Genomic DNA, 21298 nt, shown 5'->3' on the forward strand with positions numbered 1-21298 from the left:
ATCTCAAACCTGAAACTAGTACGTGGACGCGTCCACGTGATTAGCCCAAGGCTTTCTTGTGGACCGGTTCGTGAATCTCAATGGCCGTTCGCCCCTTGTAGGAGCCCGGCGCTGCTAAGAATTTTACTACGCCTTCCACCTCAACCTCTAGTGGCATATGCACATCTTTTTCTGTGCTGATCACATCGCCGACTTGCAAGTTGAACAGGTCGCTGGTCTTGATCTTGGAGGTCGCTAACGTAACGATCAGTTCCGCTACGGCATGTTCCAGGTGCTCTTGAATCTTGGCTTGCGAATGGTTCGAACTTCGTGACGAGGCATAGCCTATCCAGCTATTGCTCGATAGCTTGGTGCCAATGCGTTCTATAGTGTTAAAAGGAATACACAAGTTGATCATGCCACGTGTCTTACCCATAGTCAGTTCGAAACTGACCAGGATGACGACTTCGTTCGGAGGCACGATCTGTACAAGCTGAGGATTACTCTCGACCCGCTGTACTTCAATATTCAATTCGACTGCGTTACCCCAGCCAGTTGCCAGCTCACGCAAAAACACCGTAGTGATCCGACTGGTCAGTCTCAGTTCGATATCGCTCAGTGGTCGTTTCAGCGTCGAATCGGTTGTGGAGACCCCACCGAGCATACGATCGATGATCGGGTAGAGCAGACTGGGACTTATATCAAGAATCCAGTTGCCTTCCAGCGGTTGAGGCTTGAGTAGATTGAAACAGGTAGGGATCTCGAGGCTGTAGACGAATTCGCTATAGGTTAATTGATCGACGCTGATCAATTTAACTTCGACAATGGTCCGCAGCAGGGCGGACATCGACGCGCCGAAGTTTCGCGCAAAGCCTTCATGCAACGACTGCAAGGCCCGCATCTGTTCTTTGCCCACGCGCTCGGGTCGCTTGAAATCATAAGCCACTACGCGTTGTCGGGGACCAGCTTTCTTAGATAACAGCGCATCGGCTTTGGATTCGGCGAGATCGGCACCGGCGTCCGCGCTCTTGGGGCTATTACCAGCGCTCGCACTCGGACTGCTAGCAGGCGTTGGCTTGCGTTTCTCGCCGGCCTCCATCGACTTGAGCAGCTCTTCGACTTCGTTCCGACCCAGGCTCTCATCGGACATGGTCGTGGATATCCTTCCTTGGTACTCAAACCGTGCAACTAATTCGCTGGTCGGCACAATTGTGCCCTACGCTCAGCTTCGCAGTTGACCATTCCCTGTCAACAAATATTTGTACGTCGTCAATTCGCGCAGGCCACATGGTCCACGCGCGTGAAGTTTGTCTGTGCTAATTCCAATTTCGGCTCCCAGGCCCAACTGCCCACCGTCATTAAATCGGGTGCTGGCGTTGACTACCACTGCGCTGGAGTCAACTTCCAATTGAAAGAGTCGCGCCGCTTCGAGGTCGCGTGTGACAATGGCATCCGTGTGGTGCGAACCGTAACGATTGATATGGGCGATTGCCGACTCCACGTCATCGACGATGGCGACACTGATTTCTGGCCCCAAATACTCTTCGGACCAGTCGCTTTCGGTGGCCAGTACTGATCCAGGCAGAAACGCTTGAGCTTGCACATCGGCATGCATGATCAGCTTGCGCTGAGCGAACTCGTGGGCCACGCGCGGCAAAAACTCTGCAGCCACCTGGCTGTGCACCAACAAACTTTCGCAGGCGTTGCACACGCCCATGCGTTGGCACTTGGAGTTAATCAAAATGGCTAGCCCCATATCTAGATCGGCCGAGCGATCAATATACACATGGCAGTTGCCATCAAAGTGCTTGATGACGGGCATCTTGGCTTCGTTGACCACGCGTTCAATCAGTCCGCGACCGCCGCGAGGTATCGCCACATCAATGTATTGAGCATACGAGAGAAAATGTCCCACGGCTGCCCGATCGGTCGTATCAACCAACTGCACACAGTCGTTGGGCAAACCAACTTCCTCTGCACAACGATTGATGATCGCCACCAAAGCTTTCGACGAATGAATCGCTTCTTTACCGCAGCGCAAGATGACCGCGTTGCCACTCTTGACGCAAATAGCGGCTGCATCGACCGTCACATTCGGTCGCGATTCATAGATGAAGAACACAACACCCAGCGGCACGCGAACTTTACGTACTTCCAGTCCGTTGGGGCGAATCGAACCTTCGATAACTTCGCCAATCGGATCCGGCAGGGCGGCCACCTCTTCCAGTCCAACTGCCATTTCGTCAATGCGGGCTTGGCTGAGCCTGAGTCGGTCAATCGCAGCTGGCGTTAGTCCATAGCCATCCGCAGCATCGCAGTCCAATTCGTTGGCCGCAATTATTTTGCCGGCTTGGCTACGCAAAGCCTGCGCGCAGGCTCGCAGCCATTTGTTCTTGATCTCGGAGCGCAACGTGGCCAAACGGCCGGTGCTAGCTTTAGCACGCCGAGCGACCGATTCACAGTAAGTGGCCAAATCTACGGGAGTTGCGACCGACACGAGCAGTGAGCCTGAGTTGAGGATGTTTGGTTCTACGCCGCCCAAGGCGCAGCGTCACAAGCATGGATTCTCCGCTCGATTATCCTCCAAAGGACCACTTGGGGTCAATGTCAGCAATACACGATGTTGGGCTTGATCTTGTGCATACTCGCACCGCGCGGGGGAGGGCGAATGCTCCGGCTGCGCCCAACACCGTTTTGATCAACGGACGTAGGTTCTGGGGAAGGTAACGTAGAGCAGTTGTCCCCAACTGCTCAGAACCCTCGAACCAAAGCCTCTTCACACCTCATCTCCATATCAAAGTGATGATCGTGCTGGCAGCAAGAGTCCCCGGGACGTTGTCCTTTCATCTCAGCGGTGTTGGGCTGAGGAGGACCTCGCGCGCCCCTGCCAAACTTATGCAGTTGCTCGGGCCTGGCTGTTTGGCTGGCCAATGATACTCAGGATCACATTGGCCGCTTTCAGGCTGGCGCCGGGCTGCGCGTATTTGGCTGACAAGGCTCGCAGTTGCTGAGCCTGCTCGGCGCGGGCATCGGGGTCACCCAACAGTCGATCCATGGCTGAAATCACTTGCCCCGTGGCTTTAGCCGTCGACCCGACCGCCAAGAACTCGGGCATGACCACTTGACCGGCGATCATGTTGGGTAGCGTCATCGATTGAATATTCGTCAGGCACCTCCCGATCGCATACAGCGTTCGACTGGCATGGTAGGTGACGACGGCCGGTGTGCCGCGAGCCATCATCTCCAAACTGACCGAGCCTGATTTCATCAGTGCGCAATCGGCCAGCTGGATAATTTCGCTGGTTTTACCTACAAAGAACTCCAGATTGATACGCTTGTCAGCTTCGGTCAGCAATCCGCGGCACTCCGTGCATTGCTTGTCGCGATAAGCGGCGACCATAAAGCGAGTTTGCGGGTAACGGGCGGCCAATTCTCGGATAGCTGTTAACTGCATGGGCCAAATCTTGCTGACTTCACGCGAGCGCGAACCGGGCAGCACAGCGACCTGCAAGCCATCATGTTGACTCCACTGGGTCAAGAACCGCTGGTCCAATTGTTTGTCGGCGACTTCGTCGAAAAAGGGATGCCCCACGTATTCGACTTGCACGTTACGGTCTGCATACCATTGCGGTTCAAAAGGTAGGTTGCACAGGACGTGATCGACTGTGCGTCTCAGTTTGCCAAGTCGCCAAGCGCCCCAGGCCCAAAGCTGCGGGGGCAGATAGTAGATGACGGGAATGCCCAGTCGTTTGGCTCGTTTGGCGATGTGCCAGTTGAAACCCGGGAAATCGACCAGTACGACTGCCTTGGGCTGCTGCTGGCGAAGGATCTCCTCGGCCAGGTCCGCGACGCGGAAAAATTCGCGCAGCTTGGGAAGCACTTCGAGCATGCCAACCACGGCCAATTGCGTCAAATCATAGTCGATCGTTGCACCAGCGGCGGCCATCCGCGCGCCGCCCAAGCCACGCACTTTGAGCCGTGTACCGCTGCGATTGGTTAACTGAGCAATCAAATTGCTCGCATGCAAATCGCCGCTGGGTTCGCCGACAGAAAAGAAAATTGTGCCTTCCATAACACTCCAAACCGTAGAGCGACTGTACTCAGCCGCTATTGTAGAGCGGCTGTCCCAGCCGCTCAGAACCTGCTAATTGTTGTTCTACCGACCACTAACTCGATTGTACGCTACAGCGCCAGACGACTTGCCGGGTGCGGAGCGGCTGGGGACAGCCGCTCTACGTTTCGCCTGCCCTATGCTTAAACGGCCTCAAACCGTAGGTTTAAGCTTTTTCGCTGCCAACTGTCAAGTTCGAGCCTAACACCGATGGTTCCATCGCCCCGACGCATCACGGCCAATTTCTTCAATCCTCGCATCCGTGGGGATGATCAGCGTCGAGCTCAAGGGGCTTGGCTACTGTTGATATCGCTGGGCGTTTTCTTCGTGTCTACCGTGATGCTGTATGCCATTTATGTGGTGCTGCGTTTGACCAGTGGAACTGAGAAGGTCGCTCCCTTTTCTTTGCCACTGAATTTCATCTGGACGACGGTTATTCTAATCGCCATCAGCACATGCTTGCACCTGTCGGTCGAAGCAGTCAAACGCGAACTGCGCACCGATCTGCTGCGGTATCTGACGTTGACGGTGATTTTGGCGCTGATGTTCTTCGCGGTGCAAGGCTATGGTATGACCGTTATCGTCTCGCGTTTTGCCGAGGACATGTCAGCTAGTCGCAGTCTGTATGGCATGACCTTCGTCTTGGCCATGTTGCATGCCCTGCACGTGGTGGGCGGGATGATTGGTTTGTGCGTGGTCTACGTACGAGCCTGGAAGGGCAAGTACGATCACGAGAGCTATTTCGCCATTCGTTTCAACGCGCTGTATTGGCATTTTTTGGACATCGTGTGGATCTTGATGTTGATCGCTTTCGGGACTGCTGCTGCCCTGTCGAAAATGCCGACTAGTGCCTAGAATGTGTGCCGTTGTCGTCGCACGTTTTTGAAAGGCCAGCTCCGATGGATATGCACCAGTTAACCCGCGAATTGCAAGTCAAGAATAAATCCAAGATCGTCATGTTGGTAGCTGATGGCCTGGGCGGGTTGCCGATGGAGGCAGGCGGCAAAACGGAACTGGAAACAGCGAAAACACCCAATCTCTCCGCCCTGGCCACGCGTGGCGTGCAAGGTTTGAGCATTCCGGTCAAACCGGGAATTGCCCCCGGCAGCGGCCCAGGCCACTTGGGGCTCTTTGGCTACGATCCGCTGAAGTATCAAATCGGCCGTGGTGCGCTGGAAGCGACCGGCATCGGTTTCGAACTACAGCCTGGCGACGTGGCCATTCGTTGCAATTTTTGTACGCTCGACGCACAAGGCAATATCTCCGATCGCCGCGCCGGACGTATCTCGAGTGAAGAAAGTGCGCCGCTAGCAATTTCGCTGCGTAAAATTGGAATCCCGGGCGTCGAGATCTTTGTCGAACCGGTGAAAGAACATCGTTTCGTCGTAGTCTTCCGCGCTCCGGGCTTGGGTGGCAACGTTAAAGATACCGATCCGCAAGCCGTGGGCGTGCCACCGTTAGATCCTGTCGCCGAAGATGCTGCCAGCCAGCGCACGGCAGAGATCGCCAAGGCATTTTTGTTGCAAGCTAAAGAGATATTAAAGGGCCATCCCAAAGCGAACTTTCATACGATGCGCGGGTTTGCCAACAAACCCGATCTGGCTCCCTTTGATGAAGTGTATGGCTTGAAAGCGGCCGCGATTGCCGTTTATCCCATGTATAAAGGTCTGGCTCGACTGGTCGGCATGAAGATTGTCGGCCAAGCAACTTCGCTAAAAGAACAATTTGAAGTGCTCAAGCAGGAATGGGACAAGTACGACTTCTTCTTCATTCACTTCAAGTATACCGACAGCACCGGTGAAGACGGTAACTTCGCTGAGAAGGTCAAGCGGATTGAAGAACTCGATAGTGCGCTACCCGCACTAACAGGTTTGAATCCCGATGTGCTCATCGTTACTGGCGATCACTCGACGCCGAGTTATTTGAAGAGCCATTCATGGCATCCGGTGCCCACGCTGTTGGTTTCCGATTGTTGTCGCCCAGATCCGCATACAACGTTTAATGAAACCACCGCCATCACCGGCGGCCTGGGGCAATTCGAAGCCCAGTATCTAATGCTGTTGGCCCTCTCCAACGCCGGTCGCATGGGCAAATTCGGGGCATAGTCTGTACCGCGTTGAATGAATGCATTTAAAACGCAGAGTGCGCAGAGCCCGCAGAGAAAACGCTGATGGGTATTCTCTGCGATTCTCCGCGTCTCTGCGTTTAAAACAAATTGATCCAAAGTCTGGCGACTTCGGCTACGCTGTGGGTTTTCAATCGCTGGGTTGGGATTGAACCCGCTAAACTCATTTAATGGTAAGGCATGGCCCCAGGCGGGAAATGTCGGGCCGGGAATGGCAGAAATCTTCCCATTGGGAACTTGAAGATATGACGAAGTCGTGCTAGCTTATCGACCGACTTCGCTGAGGACGAGGACCTTGGTAAGACAAGGTCGAGGCGGGCGGCAGTTAGCTGGTGACAGGGCAGGGTAGGTTCATGTCACACGCAGCAAACTTGGTTCCAACTCGTCATCAGTTTGTCGCTTGTAGATGCGACAAGTCTCAACATGCGGGCCTTGGGATGCAGTGAGGCAACACGCGGGTGGAGATGAGTGTTTCGAAGATGTGGCACTCCATTCGAGAAGAACCCGTTTTATGTCGTCTGACAAGAAATTCAAACTGGAGTATGTGTGGCTCGACGGTTACCTCCCCGAGCCGAACTTGCGCAGCAAGACCAAGGTCGTCGATAAGGCACCCACCAGCCCTGAAGATTGTGGTCTGTGGGGATTCGACGGTAGCAGCACACAACAAGCGGAAGGTAAGAGCAGCGACTGCGTGCTCAAACCCGTGGCCTTGTACCCTGACAGCACTCGCAAGAATGCCTTTCTGGTCATGTGCGAAGTTTTGCTGCCCGACCATACTCCGCACCCATCCAACTTCCGCGCCACCGTCGATGACATGGCAGACTTGTGGATCGGTTTCGAGCAAGAGTACTTCTTCTACGAAAACGGCAAGCCTCTAGGCTTCCCTGCAGAAGGTTTCCCTGCACCTCAAGGTCCATACTACACCGGTGTTGGCTTCAAAAACGTGGGCGATGTCGCTCGTCAAATCGTCGAAGAGCATATCGATATCACCTTGGATGCCGGTATCAACTTGGAAGGCATCAATGCCGAAGTTGCCAAAGGCCAATGGGAATGGCAGATCTTCGGTAAGGGTTCCAAGAAGGTTTGTGACGACCTGTGGATGAGCCGTTACTTGATGATCCGCTTGACTGAAAAGTATGGCATCGACGTCGAGTTCCATTGCAAGCCGGTCAAGGGTGACTGGAACGGTTCGGGAATGCACACCAACTTTTCGTTCGACAAGCTGCGCAACGAAGGCGGCAAAGAATACTTCGAGAAGCTCATGGGTGCTTTCGAGAAGTATCGGGACGAGCACATCGCTGCTTACGGTCCAGACAACCATCTGCGTTTGACCGGACTGCACGAAACGCAATCGATCGACAAGTTCAACTACGGTGTTGCCAACCGTGGCGCTTCGATCCGCATTCCGCACAGCTTCGTAGCCAACAACGCTTACAAGGGCTATTTGGAAGATCGTCGCCCCAACTCGCAAGCTGATCCGTACAAGATCATCAGCCGCATTGTCAAGACTATCAAGTCGATCAGCTAGAGTTGCTGTGGCATAGGCTTCCAGCCTGTGTTTATCCTCTCGATATGCTAATACTGAACCAGGCCGACACCTCAAGTCGGCCTGGATTTTTATTGGGGAGGGTGAAGCATCAACAGCAACATTGGCATGGATAAAGCCGTGGAACTCATTGAAGCCATAAACTTCGGTGCGTTTTTCACAGTATGCTGACGCGTCTTCTCCCGAATCTGACAGACACCGCTAGCTCTCTACAGCGTTGGTTAATCTATGACTGAATATGCGGATCGTCAAACTTCCGAGCGCGCACGCTTGGAAGCTTCCAAGAATCGCACGGCCAACTGGCAACGCTGGGGTAGTTACTTGTCCGAGCGCCAGTGGGGTACGGTCCGCGAGGACTACTCGGCCAGTCAAGAAGCATGGAGTTACTTGCCACATGACCACGCTCGCAGCCGCGCTTATCGGTGGGGCGAAGATGGACTGCTAGGCATTTGCGATCGCGAATGTCGACTCTGTTTCGCCGTGGCTCTCTGGAACGGTCGCGATCCAATCTTGAAAGAACGCCTCTTTGGTTTGGCAGGCCCCGAAGGCAATCACGGGGAAGATGTCAAGGAATGCTACTACTACCTGGATGCAGTTCCGACGCATTCGTACATGCGCGCGCTCTACAAGTATCCTCAAGCCGAATTTCCGTATAGTAATTTGTTAGAGGAAACGCAGCACCGCAATCGGGCTCAAGGCGAATACGAACTGGCCGATACAGGCATCTTTGACGACGAGCGATACTTTGACTGTTTTGTGGAATACGCCAAGGATTCGCCCGATGACCTGCTGATTAAGATCACGGTCATTAATCGTGGGCCCGAAGCAGCTACGATCCACTTGTTACCTCAATGGTGGTTTCGCAACACTTGGACTTGGAACTGCACACACGAGGGCTGCACGCCTAAGCCGACCATGCGATTGAAGGATGGCCACTTGGTCTGCCATCATCAAACCTTAGGTGAATGGCAGATCCAATGTGACTTGCCCAGCGATGGCGCGGCCCACACCTATCTGTTTACGGACAACGAAACCAATCCACGGCGTCACCCCGATGCGCCGTCGATCGGCGAGTACTTCAAAGATGCCTTCCACGAATATGTCGTCCACGCCAATCGCGACGTGGTCGACCCGCGGAACATCGGCACCAAGGTCGCCGCGTATTCGACACACACGATTGCCCCCGGCGCCCAGATCGTCTTACGCGCTCGGATGGCCAGCGCCGCGCAAACACCAACTGCCTGGTTCGGCGACGAATTTGAGCAAGTCTTCACCGATCGTCAGCGCGAAGCCGACGAGTACTACAACGAGTGTATTCCCGCTGAGCTGAATCCTGGCGAACGCCTGATCTCGCGTCAAGCTTATGCAGGTCTGCTGTGGACCAAACAGTTCTATCATTATGTCGTGCAAGCCTGGATCGACGGCGATCCAGCCCATCCCCCGACATCCGATTCGCGAAAATTTGGTCGCAATTCGGATTGGCGGCACTTGTTCAACCGCGATGTCATTAGCATGCCGGACAAGTGGGAATACCCTTGGTATGCCGCTTGGGATTTGGCGTTCCACATGCTGCCCATGGCCCGCGTCGATCAGCACTTTGCCGAAGAGCAACTGATTTTGTTCTTGCGCGAATGGTACATGCATCCCAACGGAGAACTGCCCGCATACGAATGGGCGCTCGACGACGTTAATCCACCCGTGCATGCCTGGGCTTGCTGGAACGTTTATCTCAACAGTGGTCCTAAAGGCCAGCGGAACATCAAGTTCCTGTCCAAGACGTTTCAAAAACTGCTGCTGAACTTCACCTGGTGGGTCAATCGCAAGGACTTGCACGGTAACCACATCTTCAGCGGTGGCTTTTTGGGGTTGGACAACATCGGTGTGTTCGATCGCAATAAACCACTGCCCAATGGTGCCTGGTTAAACCAGGCGGATGCGACCGCTTGGATGGCTTTCTACTGCGGACACATGCTGCGCATGGCGCTGGAGCTGGCGGTGGATCAACCGGGTTACTCCGACATGGCCAGTAAATTCTTCGAGCATTACTTGGCGATCGTAGATGCCACCAATACGTTACACGGCACAGGTTTGTGGGACGAAGAAGATGGGTTCTACTACGACCACATGCTGACCGGTACCGAGTCGATTCCGCTGCGCATGCGTACCTTGGTGGGACTGATTCCACTGTGCACGCCGGTGGTGCTGGAGGAAGAGCACTTGCAGGTGCTGGGTGGTTTCCGCAAACGCATGTTGTGGTTTCTGGAAAATCGTCAAGGCATGGCGCGATACATGACGTACTTGACACGCGATAGTGCTGATGGTGGCAAAGTCGGCTTGCGCTTGCTGGCTTTGCCCAGTGCCGATCGCTTGCGTCGCCTGCTGATTACCATGCTGGACGAAAAGGAGTTCCTATCGCCTTACGGTATTCGTTCGATGTCGGCCGTGTACGGTCGGCAGCCATACGTCTTCGAATGCGCTGGCGCGGGCCACATTGTGCGTTACGTCCCTGGCGAGAGCGATTCGGCCATGTTCGGAGGCAATAGCAATTGGCGCGGGCCGGTGTGGTATCCGATCAACTATCTCATTTGCGAATCGCTGCGGACCTATGATTCGTTTTATGGCGAATCGTTCCAGGTGGAGTGTCCGACCGGTAGTGGCAAGTATTGCACCTTGGGGCAAGTTGCCGATGAGATCGAGAAACGTTTGATCAGTATGTTCACTCCGGACAAAGATGGACGTCGGCCATGTTTTGGTGAAGAAGCCAAATATGCGTCGCATCCGAATTGGCAGAACCTGCTGCTGTTCCACGAGTACTTTCATGGTGACAACGGTCGAGGACTCGGCGCCAGCCATCAAACCGGTTGGACCAGCCTGGTCACCAGCCTGCTGGAAAATCGAGCCGCGCGACGGCGGGGCGATGCCCCGCACACCCTGGTGGATTAGCGGCATTTGGGAGGGCGAATAGGTGCGGGGAGGGTAATGTAGAGCAGCTGTCCCCAGCTGCTCAGAACCCTCAAACCAATGCTTCTTCCCACCACATCTCCATAGAGATCGTCCAGCTTTTAAGCCGAGCATTGTATTTAGGGCTTTGGGTGGCACTGGCAATGCGCAGCATAGCCAGTGCTCAAAACGAAGCGCTTGATAGTAGGGCTGCCTTTGACCTGGCTAATGAAACCGAAGTTTCAAAGCACCCTTCGCCCTCCCGCGGGTTCTACAAAACATGTTCACCGCGTTCGTAGACCAGGTTGGCTCGGCCTACGATTAGCGGGTCGAGCGGCCCGATCTTATCGATGTCTTTGCCTTCGTAGTTGATCTTGTGCAAGATGTAACGCATGGCGTTCAGCCGGGCTCGCTTCTTGCAATCGCTCTTGATGACTGTCCACGGCGAGTCGGTGGTATCGGTGTGGAAAAACATGGCCTCCTTGGCTTTGGTGTACTCGTCCCACTTATCAAGCGACGCTTTATCGATAGGCGATAATTTCCATTGCTTCAGCGGATGGCTCTCGCGTTCTTTGAATCGACGGCGCTGCTCTTCACGACTGACCGAGAACCAGAACTTCACCAGGAATGTACCGCTGCGCACCAGGTTGCGTTCAAACTCAGGAGATTGCCGCATAAACTCGATATACTCGTCGTTAGAGCAGAAGCCCATGACGCGTTCTACACCAGCGCGGTTGTACCAGGAACGGTCGAACATGACGATCTCGCCACAGGTGGGCAAATGTTCGACATACCTTTGGAAATACCATTGGCCGCGTTCGACATCGCTCGGTTTCTCAAGAGCCACCACTCGCGCACCGCGGGGATTGAGATGTTCCATGAAGCGTTTGATCGTGCCCCCCTTGCCCGCAGCATCGCGACCTTCGAACAGGACCACGATCTTCTGGCCAGTCTGTTTGACCCACGATTGCAGTTTGAGCAGTTCGACTTGCAAGCGATACTTTTGCTTCTCATAGTTCTTGCGCGTCATCAAGCTCTTGTAAGGATAGCCGCCCGATCGCCAGTCGGGAGAGAGCTCGTCATCGGGTTGCAACTGCAACGGCAACTGGGATTCATGTTTGCCTAAGAGTCCATCGCGCAAGATGGCAGCGTCGTCGGCCGATGCGCCAGTCATGATGGCTTCCAGCACTTTCGTGAGCGTGCCGATGTCATACGGAGGTACAGAAGCCACGATGTCTTTGACTGCTTCGATCTTGGCTTGCTGGGCTGCTACGATGGCATCACTGACCACGTAGTGCTCGATGGCCGCGGGCGTCAAGTTCGGCGGTACATCGCCCTTTGATACCGGGCGGGACTCAGATTTTGTCTTGGAAGGCTTCTTTGATTTAGAAGTCTTTTTGGGGTTGCCGTTCTTTTCGGCATCCACGTCGCTGGCAGCCGCTGGCCCTTGAGTCATTTCATTCCGCCCTTTGACAACAACCATACTGCAAACTTAACCAATCCTTTATTATAGTCCATCCAATGCTTGAATTTCCACCTGCTGCGTTTCGCCGCTGGGCTACCAGGGCACGTCAACGCATCGATTGCAAGGGCTCAGGCCAATTCGGCTTCGGTCAACTTCTGCGTGGCCGGCGACCGACGCCAGAGAACGGCCAACATGGCCAGCGAAATCAACACGCTGACAGTGATCCAACCGCTCTGATAGTGCCAACCAGTCGCGTCCAGGCTGACGAACCACTCAGTCGTTGACGGCAATCCGACTTGACGATCCGCCAGCCAACTGAGCGACACCGACAGTGAATTATTGATCACGTGAATGAGCATCGTGCACACAACCGAACCCGTGCGCCAAGCAATCACGCCTAGCAAGATACCCATGATGGTGGCGGCAATGGACTGCTGAAGAAAACTGTGAGCCAATCCGAAGAAGAGACTCGAGAGCAAGACGGCTCGCATAACTCCATTGTTGCGTAGCAGACCACCAAAGATGAACCCGCGATACGTCAGCTCTTCACACACGGCGGGCAGCAATGCCAGGATCAGCAACACGGCCCACAGAGGCTGGGCACTAATCAACTGCGAAACGCTTTCCAGGATGCGCTGAGTACCGGTACCAATTTGTATAGTGCCTGCGATAGCTTCACCCAACAGCGTATAAGTTGGATGCAAGGCCACGGCCAATACGATGGCTGCCGCAACTTGATCCAGCGGCACGCGGTGCAGTCGCAGTGATTGTCGGATCGAGCGCGTCAAGAAGATCGACATCAACAAGCAGGGTGTCAGGATCAGTCCAATTTGAGTCACCACCGCCCGCTGCGCCAATACTGGCCAGTTGATCGAGGTCGGAGCGGCTACAAACTGCGAGAAGAACATCGCGACCAAAATGATCAAGCCACACAACATGGCTTCGCTCGGCGAAGCGACGGTGCCGCGATCGCGCCAAACTTGTCGCAACCAACTTTGGAAATTCCAGCGCTCGCTTTCGCTGAACATCACCGATTCGCTTTCGAACTGCCGCACTGCCCAACGAATCGATAGCAAGCAGCAAATTGCCGTTACGCTCATCACGATTGGCAAGTACATACAAGCCTCAGCGTAGCGGCCCTCCATCAGTGCACGCACGACGAAGATGGCGCCCGAGACTGGTACCATGCTGGTGGCCAGCGTTAGTTCCAAGCTGGGTATCATCGGCAAGGTGACCAGTGGAATCGTGAATAGCAGCAGCGGCATCAAATAGTATTGACCTTCTTTCGTGCTGCGTGCCAAGGCCGCAACGGCCAGGGCTAAGGCACTGAAGAACGCTGACATCGGTACCAATAGTAGGAGCAGCCAACCAAAGGCATGAATCGGCAGACGCCCAAAGGCCTCGGCCAGGTGCGGCGTACCTTGGGATACCAACTGTTCGAGAATAAAGCCAGCTGTCAGATGCATACTGAGCAGATTCAGCAGCGCGCTCAAGATGCTAAAGGTCGCTACCGTAAACAGCTTGCCCCATACAATCTCGCGACGACGCGCGGGACTGCTGAGCAGCGTTTCAAGTGTACCCCGCTCTTTTTCGCCGGCACACAAATCGATGGCGGGATAAAAAGCCCCGGTCAGTGCCCACACCAACATGATGAACGGCAATATCTTGGCCCATAGCATGGCTTTGCGCATCGACGACTCTGAGGTGTCGTTCTGCGTTATGGCCAAAGGTTGAACCAAACTGGGGTTGATACCGGCAGCCGACAATTGATCGCTGACCCAGCGTTGTTGCCATGAACGCAAGACATCTTGTAATCTGCGAACGGCCATTTGAGCTCGATCACGAGCCAGGTTGGCAACTACTTGCAATCCCGGCGAGACAGTAGTGTGTTCAGCACCAGGACCAGAATTATCTACAGCTGAATCGTTGGCCGATTTCTGAACATCCGCGTCACTTGGGACCGTGGGTTGCGCGAAAGTATGCGAGCCTTGCGCCTGTCCGCGAACTTCATCCAGTTGCTCAGCAAAATCGGGTTGAACAACTAAGATTACATCGCAGGAGTTGGTCATCAGCGACTGACGCGCCAAGGAAACGATCTGCGAGGTGTTACCGGACGTTGGCCAGTTCTCGGTTTGAATTTCGAGCGCGTCGCCCGCTGATTCTTCATCGAGTCCAGGAACCAAAATTGGTTGATTGGTAGTGGCGTTGGTCGTAATCAACGGCGGGTTGCTGGGCCAATTATCGATACCCACGATGCGAATGCGCACGTTCTGTTCGCGTTTGAACTGCGCGATTTGCATCATCAGCATGCCCAGCAGCGGGTACAGCAGCAGTGGCAAAATCGTGATCGTAAACAGCGTGCGCCGATCGCGAAGTTGATCGCGCATTTCGCGCAGGTAGATTAGGTGTACGTGTCGCCAGTTCATGCCGGTGCTCCGCCAAGCGACAGGCTCTTCATGGCTTCGGAAACTTTGGCGCGACGATCGATATCCGATTGATGCAAGAGCGTAAAGAACAGCTCTTCGAAATCATTCTGCTGATATTGCTCGGCCAGTTCAGGTAGTGTACCGCTGGCCAAGATGCGTCCGCGATAAAGAATAGCCACACGATCGCACAAACGTTCGACTTCGCGCATTACGTGTGTTGAAAAGATAATACACTTGCCTTGTTGGCGCAGGCGGTCAATGATCCCCAACAGGGCTCGAGCCACCAAGACGTCCAACCCCAGAGAGGCTTCGTCGAAAATCAGGACCGGTGGATCATGCACGATGGCTCGCGCGATCGACACCTTTTGACGCATACCGGTTGACATGCGTCCGCCCGCGATATCGCGATAGTCCATCATCGACAGATCTTCGAAGATCTGCAGCATGCGGGCTTGCAATTGCTGTTCGGGAATACCATACAAGCGGCCGAAGTACTCGACCATTTCCCAAGCCGTCATACGATCGTAGATGGCTGTATTGCACGAAACAAACCCGATGCTATGTCGCACTTCGTCGGGATGCGTGGTGACGTCGAAACCGTTTACCCGAGCGATGCCGCTGGTCGGTCTCAAGACGGTGCTCAAGATTCTCAGGGCGGTGGTCTTACCGGCACCGTTGGGGCCCAGCAAACCGAAGATCTCACCTTGCCTGGCCTGAAAGCTGACCGCATCGAGTGCCTTGAACGGGCCAGCATGGCTGTCCGGATAGGCTTTGGTCAGTTCAATGACGTCGATCATGCGCGTCTCACGCTCGTCCGATCTACGGGGCAGGCAATGGGCTCAAGTTGCCCGACAAACATAGCCAGTAGATAGCGACCGCAGGATTACAGCATCGCTTTCGTCGATTGAGTTGGGGGAATTGCGCAGCATCCCAAAGGCACAGACGCTACAAACCATCCAACCGTAGCGGAAGCCGTCAAGGCTTTCGATCCTGGGAAACAACGTAGCGGAAGCCGTCAAGGCTTTCGATTGCAGCGATTTTCGAAAGCCTTGACGGCTTCCGCTACGGGTCTTACTCAATTCAGACTGGGGTCGTTGGGGATGCGCGCGATTTGGAATGAGTCGGAGATAATTTCGCGACCGATCTGGCGCACTGCGTTTTGCCACACATCTTCTGCACCGGCAAAAATATCGTCGGTCTCCAAGTCCCAAACTAGCCACCCGCCCTGCTTGAGTTCGTCTTCTAGCTGGCCAGGTGCCCAGCCTGCGTAGCCGTTGAAAACTCGATAGCGACTTTCCGTCTGTTGGCAGATGACGGAGATCTCGTCTTCCTCGGTTGCCAGGCCGAGCCCCGGTGCGATGGCGTTTGCCTCGGAAGTCGGATGTTCATACAGGACGACGATGGGACCTTCTACCGGACCGCCGTTATAGATGGCTTCAGCGCTATGTACATCTTTTTCTATGAACTTCAGTAGAAACGCACGGACAGATATTTCCGTGGGGCGATTTAGCACCAAGCCGTACGCCCCATCCTCATCATGCTTGATGATGTAGACGACCGTTCTGCGAAAGTTGCGATCCGTCAAAAGTGGCGATGCCACCAAGGCTTGGCCTTCGATATAGTCAATGGTCACAGCAGAGGTGCCTTAAGTTGGAACGCGAATGGTCTCGAGTACTTTTTGGACAACGCTTTCAGCGCCACTGCGATCGGCGCCGGGCAACATGCCCCGCGGAACGATTCGGTGGGCCAGAACTGGTATGGCCAGTCGCTTGATATCGTCGGGCACGACGTAGTCGCGTTGTTCGACGACGGCCAAGGCTTGACTGGCGCGATACAAGCTGAGGGCTCCACGCGTGCTGACGCCAACCTGCACTAGTTCGCTTTCGCGCGTAGCATGCACAATGTTCAGCAAATAATCGACCAGCGACTCATCAAAGCGTACCTGTCGGACCATGTTTTGAGCTTCGACAATGCGATCAGGCGAAATCACAGGGGCAAGTTTATCGACCGGCTCGCCCTGACGGTGCGAGATCAATAGCTTGCGTTCGAACTCGCGGGCGGGGTATCCGACGGTCAGCCGCAGCAGGAAGCGATCAAGCTGGCTTTCCGGCAACAAGTAGGTGCCTTCAAACTCAAACGGGTTTTGAGTCGCGATCACCAAGAATGGTATCGGCAAGTGATGCGTTTGACCATCGACGCTCACTTGCCCTTCGCTCATCGCTTCCAGGAGCGCACTTTGCGTTCGCGGTGGAGCGCGGTTGACTTCGTCAGCCAAGACAACATTGGCAAACACTGGACCTTTATTAAAAGTGAACTCGGCACTGCTGGCGTTGTAGATGCTGCTGCCCACGATATCGCTGGGCAACAAATCGGGAGTGAACTGCAGTCGCGTGAAGTGTCCCGAAATGCTCTTGGCCAAGGCTTTGGCGATCAACGTCTTGCCGACACCCGGCACATCTTCCAATAAAATATGTTCGCCCGCCAAGAGGGCGACAATCGTCATTCGCACGACACTCGTTTTGCCTAACACCGCTCGTTCAATATTCTCTTGCAGTCCAGTTAAGTCGGCGCTTAGTTGAGGATCAATCATAGGGTGCAGTGTGCGTCTGTTATAGGTTTACCCAATGGTTCTAATGCAGTGAGTATCGTAAACTTGAGAGCTGTGAACGTCCACACGTGGTAGGCATGTTAGGAGCACTAGTCGACGATGGAAGCGACACCTTCCCCGGCCAACGATAGCGCGAAGACCCGAAAACTCTGGCGTTTTTTGCTCGTATTGGCCCCACTTCTGATTGTGATCACAGTTTTTGTTCGCCAATTTGTGCAGCAGATTGACGGCTCGGTGGCCAATATCCTGACCCTCATTCTGGGTTTCTTTGCCTGGTTGACTCTAACAATTGGGTTGGCCCGATCGCCTTGGCCAAGGTCCATGTGGCGGATCGTGGCTCTCACGCCAGCGGTGCTAGCCGTCGTTGTTCTTAGCCAATACAAGATCGTTCGGCTCGACGGGGAACTGTTGCCGCAGTTCGAATCGCGCTGGCGTCAGACAAGTGGCTTGCCAGCCGAGTCGGGCTCCTTTCATATTGCCCCGTTTATTGATCCGGCTTTGCTGGCCACCTCGGGAACTGACTTTCCGCAGTTCATGGGCAAAAATTCCGATGGTGTCCTGACCAATATCCAACTAGAAACTGATTGGGAAAAGCATCCGCCTCGGATGCTGTGGAAGCAACCAATTGGTGCGGGTTGGTCGGGATTCGCCGTTCAAGGCAAAGTAGCTGTCACGCTCGAGCAGCGCGACCAAGAGCAGTGGGTTTCGGCATATCAAGCCGACATGGGCCGGCTGTTCTGGCATGCCGTCTTTCCTGGTTCCCACTTCAACGTCCTGGGAGGCGCCGGCCCGCGAGCGACACCCACTATCCACAACAATCGCGTGTACGCACAAACCGCGACGGGACAAGTTGCCTGTATGGATCTGTCAACCGGCGAAATCGTGTGGCAACGCGACTTGCTCGAACTGGCTAACTGGGATCAAGCCGCTTCGGAATCCGCGATCTCGTGGGGCCGAGCAGGTTCTCCGCTGATCGTCGATGAGATGGTCGTGCTGCCCTTTGGTGGCCCAGGCGATTTGCCCGATCGCTCACTGATTGCATTTAATCAAGCCGACGGCGAAATCGTCTGGCGAGTGGGTAACGATCAGATCAGTTACTCGACGCCTGCGCTGACCACTTTGCTAGGCACGCGTCAAATTGTAATCGTAAACGAGAATAGTGTGACTGGACATGACGTGGCTACCGGCCAGCAACTCTGGCGCACCCGGTGGGATGGACAGAGCAATGGATCGGCCAATGTGTCCCAAACGATAACCGTCAGCGACAATCAGTTGCTGATTACCAAGGGATACTCACAAGGGGCCAAGCTGATTGAACTGGCGAAGTCCGATGATGGTACGTGGCTCACGAAAGATCTTTGGCAAAAGACTTCCGTGCTCAAGACAAAGTTTACCTCAGCGGTCAAACGTGGCGAATTTGCTTACGGATTGAGTGACGGCACGCTCGAATGCACGCGCATCGTCGATGGCAAACGACAATGGAAGAATGGCCGATATGGTCATGGACAATTGCTGCTGGTAGGCAATGTTCTGCTGATCACTGCCGAATATGGTCAATTGGTACTGGTGGCGGCAGAACCCGAGGGCTACAAAGAACTGGCCAAATCCGAAGTCTTTGACGCCGTCACTTGGAATGTGCCGGCGCTGGCAGGCAACCTGTTGCTGATGCGCAACGCGGACGAAGCGGCCTGTTATGAACTGCCCTTGGCAGCTGAACAAATTCAATAGCACATCGACTGCAACTAGATGAGTACCAATACGCTCGACATGTTAGTCATCGCCCCGCATCCCGACGATGCGGAATTGGGCATGGGTGGCGCGATCGCTAAGATGATTGCCGAAGGCTGGCGCGTTGGCATTCTTGATCTGACCAGTGGCGAACCAACGCCGCACGGTAGCGAGATGTTGCGAGCCGAAGAGACCGCGGCCGCATCGAAGGCACTAGGAGTAACGTGGCGAGAGAATCTCGATTTGCGCAATCGGTATCTCGAGCCATCGCTGGAAGCTCGAGCACAACTGGCTGCCGTCTTCAGGCGCGTGCGACCGCGCTGGCTCTTCGCTCCCTACTGGGAAGATGCTCATCCTGACCACGTGGCAGCAACGCAATTGATCGAAGCCGCTCGCTTTTGGAGCAAGCTGACCAAGACTGAGATGCCTGGCCAGCCGTATCATCCAGAGCGTATCTTTTATTACTATTGCATTCACTTGCGGCAAGCGATTCAGCCCAGCTTCATTCTGGACATTTCCGACTACTGGGAAGCCAAACAAGCCAGCATCGCCGCGTATCACAGCCAGTTTGTCGTCGGCCGCGAAGCCATGAACCCTTCGATGCTCGACCGTTTCCGCGACGAAGCTGCTTATTGGGGCAAGTTAATCGGTCGTCGCTATGGCGAACCCTACGCCACCCGCGAACCCGTAGCCCTCAGCTCGCTAGCCAGCTTGTTTTAGAGTGGTCCAGTGCTTCATCGTTTAACCCGTAGCCGCCAGGCGAGGCGCGCCCTCTAACCCAACGTTGCGTTTACCTGAGCGTTTGCGTGCTTAAAGAGATGATTCGGCCAAGCATCGTCGCCTTCTTCGATTGCCTGACCTGCGGCCACGGGTTAAACGATGACGCCGAACCGGTTAGGTGAACCCTCTAACCCAACGTTGCGTTTACCTGAGCGTCTCGTTTAACCCGTAGCCGCCAGGCGAGGTGCACCCTCTAACCCAACGTTGCGTTTACCTGAGCGTTTGCGTGCTTAAAGAGATGATTCGGCCAAGCATCGTCGCCTTCTTCGATTGCCTGGCCTGCGGCCACGGGTTAAACGATGACGCCGAACTGGTGAGGTGCACCCTCTAACCCAACGTTGCGTTTACCTGAGCGTCCTCGTTTAACCCGTAGCCGCCAGGCGAGGAGCACCCTCTAACCCAACGTTGCGTTTAACTGAGCGTTTGCGTGCTTAAAGAGTTGATTCGGCCAAGCATCGTCGCCTTCTTCGATTGCCTAGCCTGCGGCAACGGGTTAAACGAGTCAAGCCGCCAGGCGAGGTGTCATGTTAGTAGGGTTGATACGTCGCAGTGGTGACAAGGACTTTACCATTGCGGCCTGTTTCCATGGATCTGTCAAGAGCCTGCGAGATGTCAGACAGCGGAAACACCGAGTCGATCTCCATCTTCAGTTTGCCTTGTTGGATTAGGTCATTCAGTTGATCGAGCAAAGCCATGCGGTGATTGCGCGACATGCGTGAGAGAAGCTTGGACAGCCAGAAGCCTTGCAGCGTGATGCCACGAAAGATGGTGTGGGTACCACTGAGAACGCACGGTTCGCCTGAGAGCACTCCGTAGTTGATAATCGTCGAGCCTTCGATCAAACAGCCGGCCAGTTCGTTGACTCCCGGACCGGCGACGGCGTCCAGTGCCAGGCGAATCGGCTCTTGCCCAATAGCTTCCACGACACGTTTGGCAAGTTCAGGCCCCTGCTCTACCACAATGCTGCCGCCCAGTTCCATGACGCGGGCAGCAGTTTCAAGGCGACGAACAACGTTGACAGTTCGATACCCGTTTTCTTTGGCCAGTTGGATAATGCACTGGCCAACCGCTGACAAAGGCGCCGTTTGAATAATCCAGTCGCCCTCCAGCAGCTTGACATAATCGCGCAGCAACAGCAGCGCGGTGGCTGGATTGACTTTCAACATCGCCTGCTGAAGTGGATCGGCATCGCGACTGACCTTGTGAATCGCGGCGATCGGGACCTTGCGACGTTCAGCCCAATTATTATTGGCCAAAAAAATTACGCGATCGCCCACAGCGAAATCGGTAACCGATGCGCCGCATTGGACTATATGCCCGACAGCTTCCATCCCGATCGGAGCAGGCAATTTCGGCAACACCCCATAGTTGCCCGACAAGATGGCCAGATCGGAGACATTAATGGGAAATGCATCGACGGCTACGATAACTTCCCAGGCCAGGGGCGAACCAACGTCGGGCACATCGACCAACCGCGCAACCTTGCTCGGCTCGCCGAAGGCGGAGAATTGAACTAGTTTCATTGAGGGGTACTTTTGGGGAACTAAGTGCTGGGGTGGAGTTGTTCACTTCGTGGGCGCGAAGTGTGTT

The 21298-nt window shown here is 54.7% G+C and carries 15 protein-coding genes; 6 read left to right on the forward strand and 9 right to left on the reverse strand.

From position 1 onward, the window contains the following. Positions 1-40: 40 nt before the first annotated feature. The 3 genes from fliM to lpxB all read right to left on the reverse strand — a co-directional run bounded on the left by fliM (position 41) and on the right by lpxB (position 4051). Positions 41-1129 carry a flagellar motor switch protein FliM gene (gene fliM / locus SH573x_RS17135; protein WP_479348859.1) on the reverse strand — a complete coding sequence of 363 codons (1089 nt, stop codon included), beginning with the start codon at positions 1127-1129 and terminating at the stop codon, positions 41-43. A gap of 72 nt (positions 1130-1201) precedes the next feature. Then, entirely contained in the window at positions 1202-2476 is a 1275-nt protein-coding gene (locus tag SH573x_RS17140) for a glutamate-5-semialdehyde dehydrogenase (RefSeq protein ID WP_479348860.1), read from the reverse strand. Positions 2477-2872: 396 nt separating this feature from the next. Continuing rightward, complete coding sequence (lpxB, locus tag SH573x_RS17145) at positions 2873-4051, reverse strand: lipid-A-disaccharide synthase (protein WP_479348861.1); 1179 nt, start codon at positions 4049-4051, stop codon at positions 2873-2875. 249 nt (positions 4052-4300) lie between these two features. Between lpxB and SH573x_RS17150 the strand changes: the two genes are divergently transcribed. The 4 genes from SH573x_RS17150 to SH573x_RS17165 all read left to right on the forward strand — a co-directional run bounded on the left by SH573x_RS17150 (position 4301) and on the right by SH573x_RS17165 (position 10704). Then, positions 4301-4945, forward strand: coding sequence for a cytochrome c oxidase subunit 3 (locus tag SH573x_RS17150; protein ID WP_479348862.1), 645 nt, complete (start codon positions 4301-4303; stop codon positions 4943-4945). Between the two features lie 44 nt (positions 4946-4989). Next, positions 4990-6195, forward strand: a complete 1206-nt coding sequence (locus SH573x_RS17155; RefSeq protein ID WP_479348864.1) for a 2,3-bisphosphoglycerate-independent phosphoglycerate mutase — start codon at positions 4990-4992, stop codon at positions 6193-6195. Positions 6196-6726: 531 nt separating this feature from the next. Continuing rightward, positions 6727-7743, forward strand: coding sequence for a glutamine synthetase beta-grasp domain-containing protein (locus SH573x_RS17160; protein WP_479348865.1), 1017 nt, complete (start codon positions 6727-6729; stop codon positions 7741-7743). Between the two features lie 246 nt (positions 7744-7989). Continuing rightward, positions 7990-10704 (forward strand): MGH1-like glycoside hydrolase domain-containing protein, encoded by a 2715-nt coding sequence (locus SH573x_RS17165; protein ID WP_479348866.1) that lies wholly within the window; start codon positions 7990-7992, stop codon positions 10702-10704. A 268-nt stretch (positions 10705-10972) separates the two neighbouring features. Here the strand turns inward: SH573x_RS17165 and ppk2 are convergent, their stop codons facing one another. The 5 genes from ppk2 to SH573x_RS17190 all read right to left on the reverse strand — a co-directional run bounded on the left by ppk2 (position 10973) and on the right by SH573x_RS17190 (position 17182). Then, entirely contained in the window at positions 10973-12184 is a 1212-nt protein-coding gene (gene ppk2 / locus SH573x_RS17170) for a polyphosphate kinase 2 (protein WP_479348868.1), read from the reverse strand. A gap of 110 nt (positions 12185-12294) precedes the next feature. Then, the gene (locus SH573x_RS17175; protein WP_479348869.1) at positions 12295-14592 is read right to left on the reverse strand and encodes an ABC transporter permease subunit/CPBP intramembrane protease; all 2298 of its coding nucleotides are present in this window, start codon (positions 14590-14592) and stop codon (positions 12295-12297) included. Beyond that, entirely contained in the window at positions 14589-15389 is an 801-nt protein-coding gene (locus SH573x_RS17180) for an ATP-binding cassette domain-containing protein (RefSeq protein WP_479348870.1), read from the reverse strand. The genes SH573x_RS17175 and SH573x_RS17180 overlap by 4 nt, the downstream gene beginning before the upstream one ends. Before the next feature lie 278 nt (positions 15390-15667). Then, complete coding sequence (locus SH573x_RS17185) at positions 15668-16225, reverse strand: YqgE/AlgH family protein (RefSeq protein ID WP_479348872.1); 558 nt, start codon at positions 16223-16225, stop codon at positions 15668-15670. A gap of 12 nt (positions 16226-16237) precedes the next feature. Then, the gene (locus SH573x_RS17190) at positions 16238-17182 is read right to left on the reverse strand and encodes an AAA family ATPase (RefSeq protein WP_479348873.1); all 945 of its coding nucleotides are present in this window, start codon (positions 17180-17182) and stop codon (positions 16238-16240) included. A 117-nt stretch (positions 17183-17299) separates the two neighbouring features. Between SH573x_RS17190 and SH573x_RS17195 the strand changes: the two genes are divergently transcribed. Together SH573x_RS17195 and bshB1 are read left to right on the forward strand one after the other, a co-directional pair. Continuing rightward, a complete protein-coding gene (locus tag SH573x_RS17195) occupies positions 17300-18928 on the forward strand; it encodes a PQQ-binding-like beta-propeller repeat protein (protein WP_479348874.1) in 1629 nt (542 codons plus the stop codon). Between the two features lie 18 nt (positions 18929-18946). After that, positions 18947-19648: a bacillithiol biosynthesis deacetylase BshB1 gene (gene bshB1, locus SH573x_RS17200; protein WP_479348876.1), complete on the forward strand. Its 702-nt coding sequence runs from the start codon at positions 18947-18949 to the stop codon at positions 19646-19648. A gap of 587 nt (positions 19649-20235) precedes the next feature. Here the strand turns inward: bshB1 and SH573x_RS17205 are convergent. Continuing rightward, a complete protein-coding gene (locus SH573x_RS17205; RefSeq protein ID WP_479348877.1) occupies positions 20236-21231 on the reverse strand; it encodes a zinc-dependent alcohol dehydrogenase family protein in 996 nt (331 codons plus the stop codon). Positions 21232-21298: the final 67 nt, after the last annotated feature.

It is taken from the genome of Rania fehmarnensis, from assembly GCF_056494185.1.

What these genes read in the sequence shown, in the direction of transcription:
- fliM (WP_479348859.1), bottom strand. Translation starts at nt 1,129, where the DNA reads ATGTCCGATGAGAGCCTGGGTCGGAACGAAGTCGAAGAGCTGCTCAAG.
- SH573x_RS17150 (WP_479348862.1), top strand. Translation starts at nt 4,301, where the DNA reads ATGGTTCCATCGCCCCGACGCATCACGGCCAATTTCTTCAATCCTCGC.
- SH573x_RS17190 (WP_479348873.1), bottom strand. Translation starts at nt 17,182, where the DNA reads ATGATTGATCCTCAACTAAGCGCCGACTTAACTGGACTGCAAGAGAAT.
- SH573x_RS17205 (WP_479348877.1), bottom strand. Translation starts at nt 21,231, where the DNA reads ATGAAACTAGTTCAATTCTCCGCCTTCGGCGAGCCGAGCAAGGTTGCG.
- SH573x_RS17165 (WP_479348866.1), top strand. Translation starts at nt 7,990, where the DNA reads ATGACTGAATATGCGGATCGTCAAACTTCCGAGCGCGCACGCTTGGAA.
- ppk2 (WP_479348868.1), bottom strand. Translation starts at nt 12,184, where the DNA reads ATGGTTGTTGTCAAAGGGCGGAATGAAATGACTCAAGGGCCAGCGGCT.
- SH573x_RS17160 (WP_479348865.1), top strand. Translation starts at nt 6,727, where the DNA reads ATGTCGTCTGACAAGAAATTCAAACTGGAGTATGTGTGGCTCGACGGT.
- SH573x_RS17155 (WP_479348864.1), top strand. Translation starts at nt 4,990, where the DNA reads ATGGATATGCACCAGTTAACCCGCGAATTGCAAGTCAAGAATAAATCC.
- bshB1 (WP_479348876.1), top strand. Translation starts at nt 18,947, where the DNA reads ATGAGTACCAATACGCTCGACATGTTAGTCATCGCCCCGCATCCCGAC.
- SH573x_RS17175 (WP_479348869.1), bottom strand. Translation starts at nt 14,592, where the DNA reads ATGAACTGGCGACACGTACACCTAATCTACCTGCGCGAAATGCGCGAT.
- SH573x_RS17180 (WP_479348870.1), bottom strand. Translation starts at nt 15,389, where the DNA reads ATGATCGACGTCATTGAACTGACCAAAGCCTATCCGGACAGCCATGCT.
- lpxB (WP_479348861.1), bottom strand. Translation starts at nt 4,051, where the DNA reads ATGGAAGGCACAATTTTCTTTTCTGTCGGCGAACCCAGCGGCGATTTG.
- SH573x_RS17195 (WP_479348874.1), top strand. Translation starts at nt 17,300, where the DNA reads ATGGAAGCGACACCTTCCCCGGCCAACGATAGCGCGAAGACCCGAAAA.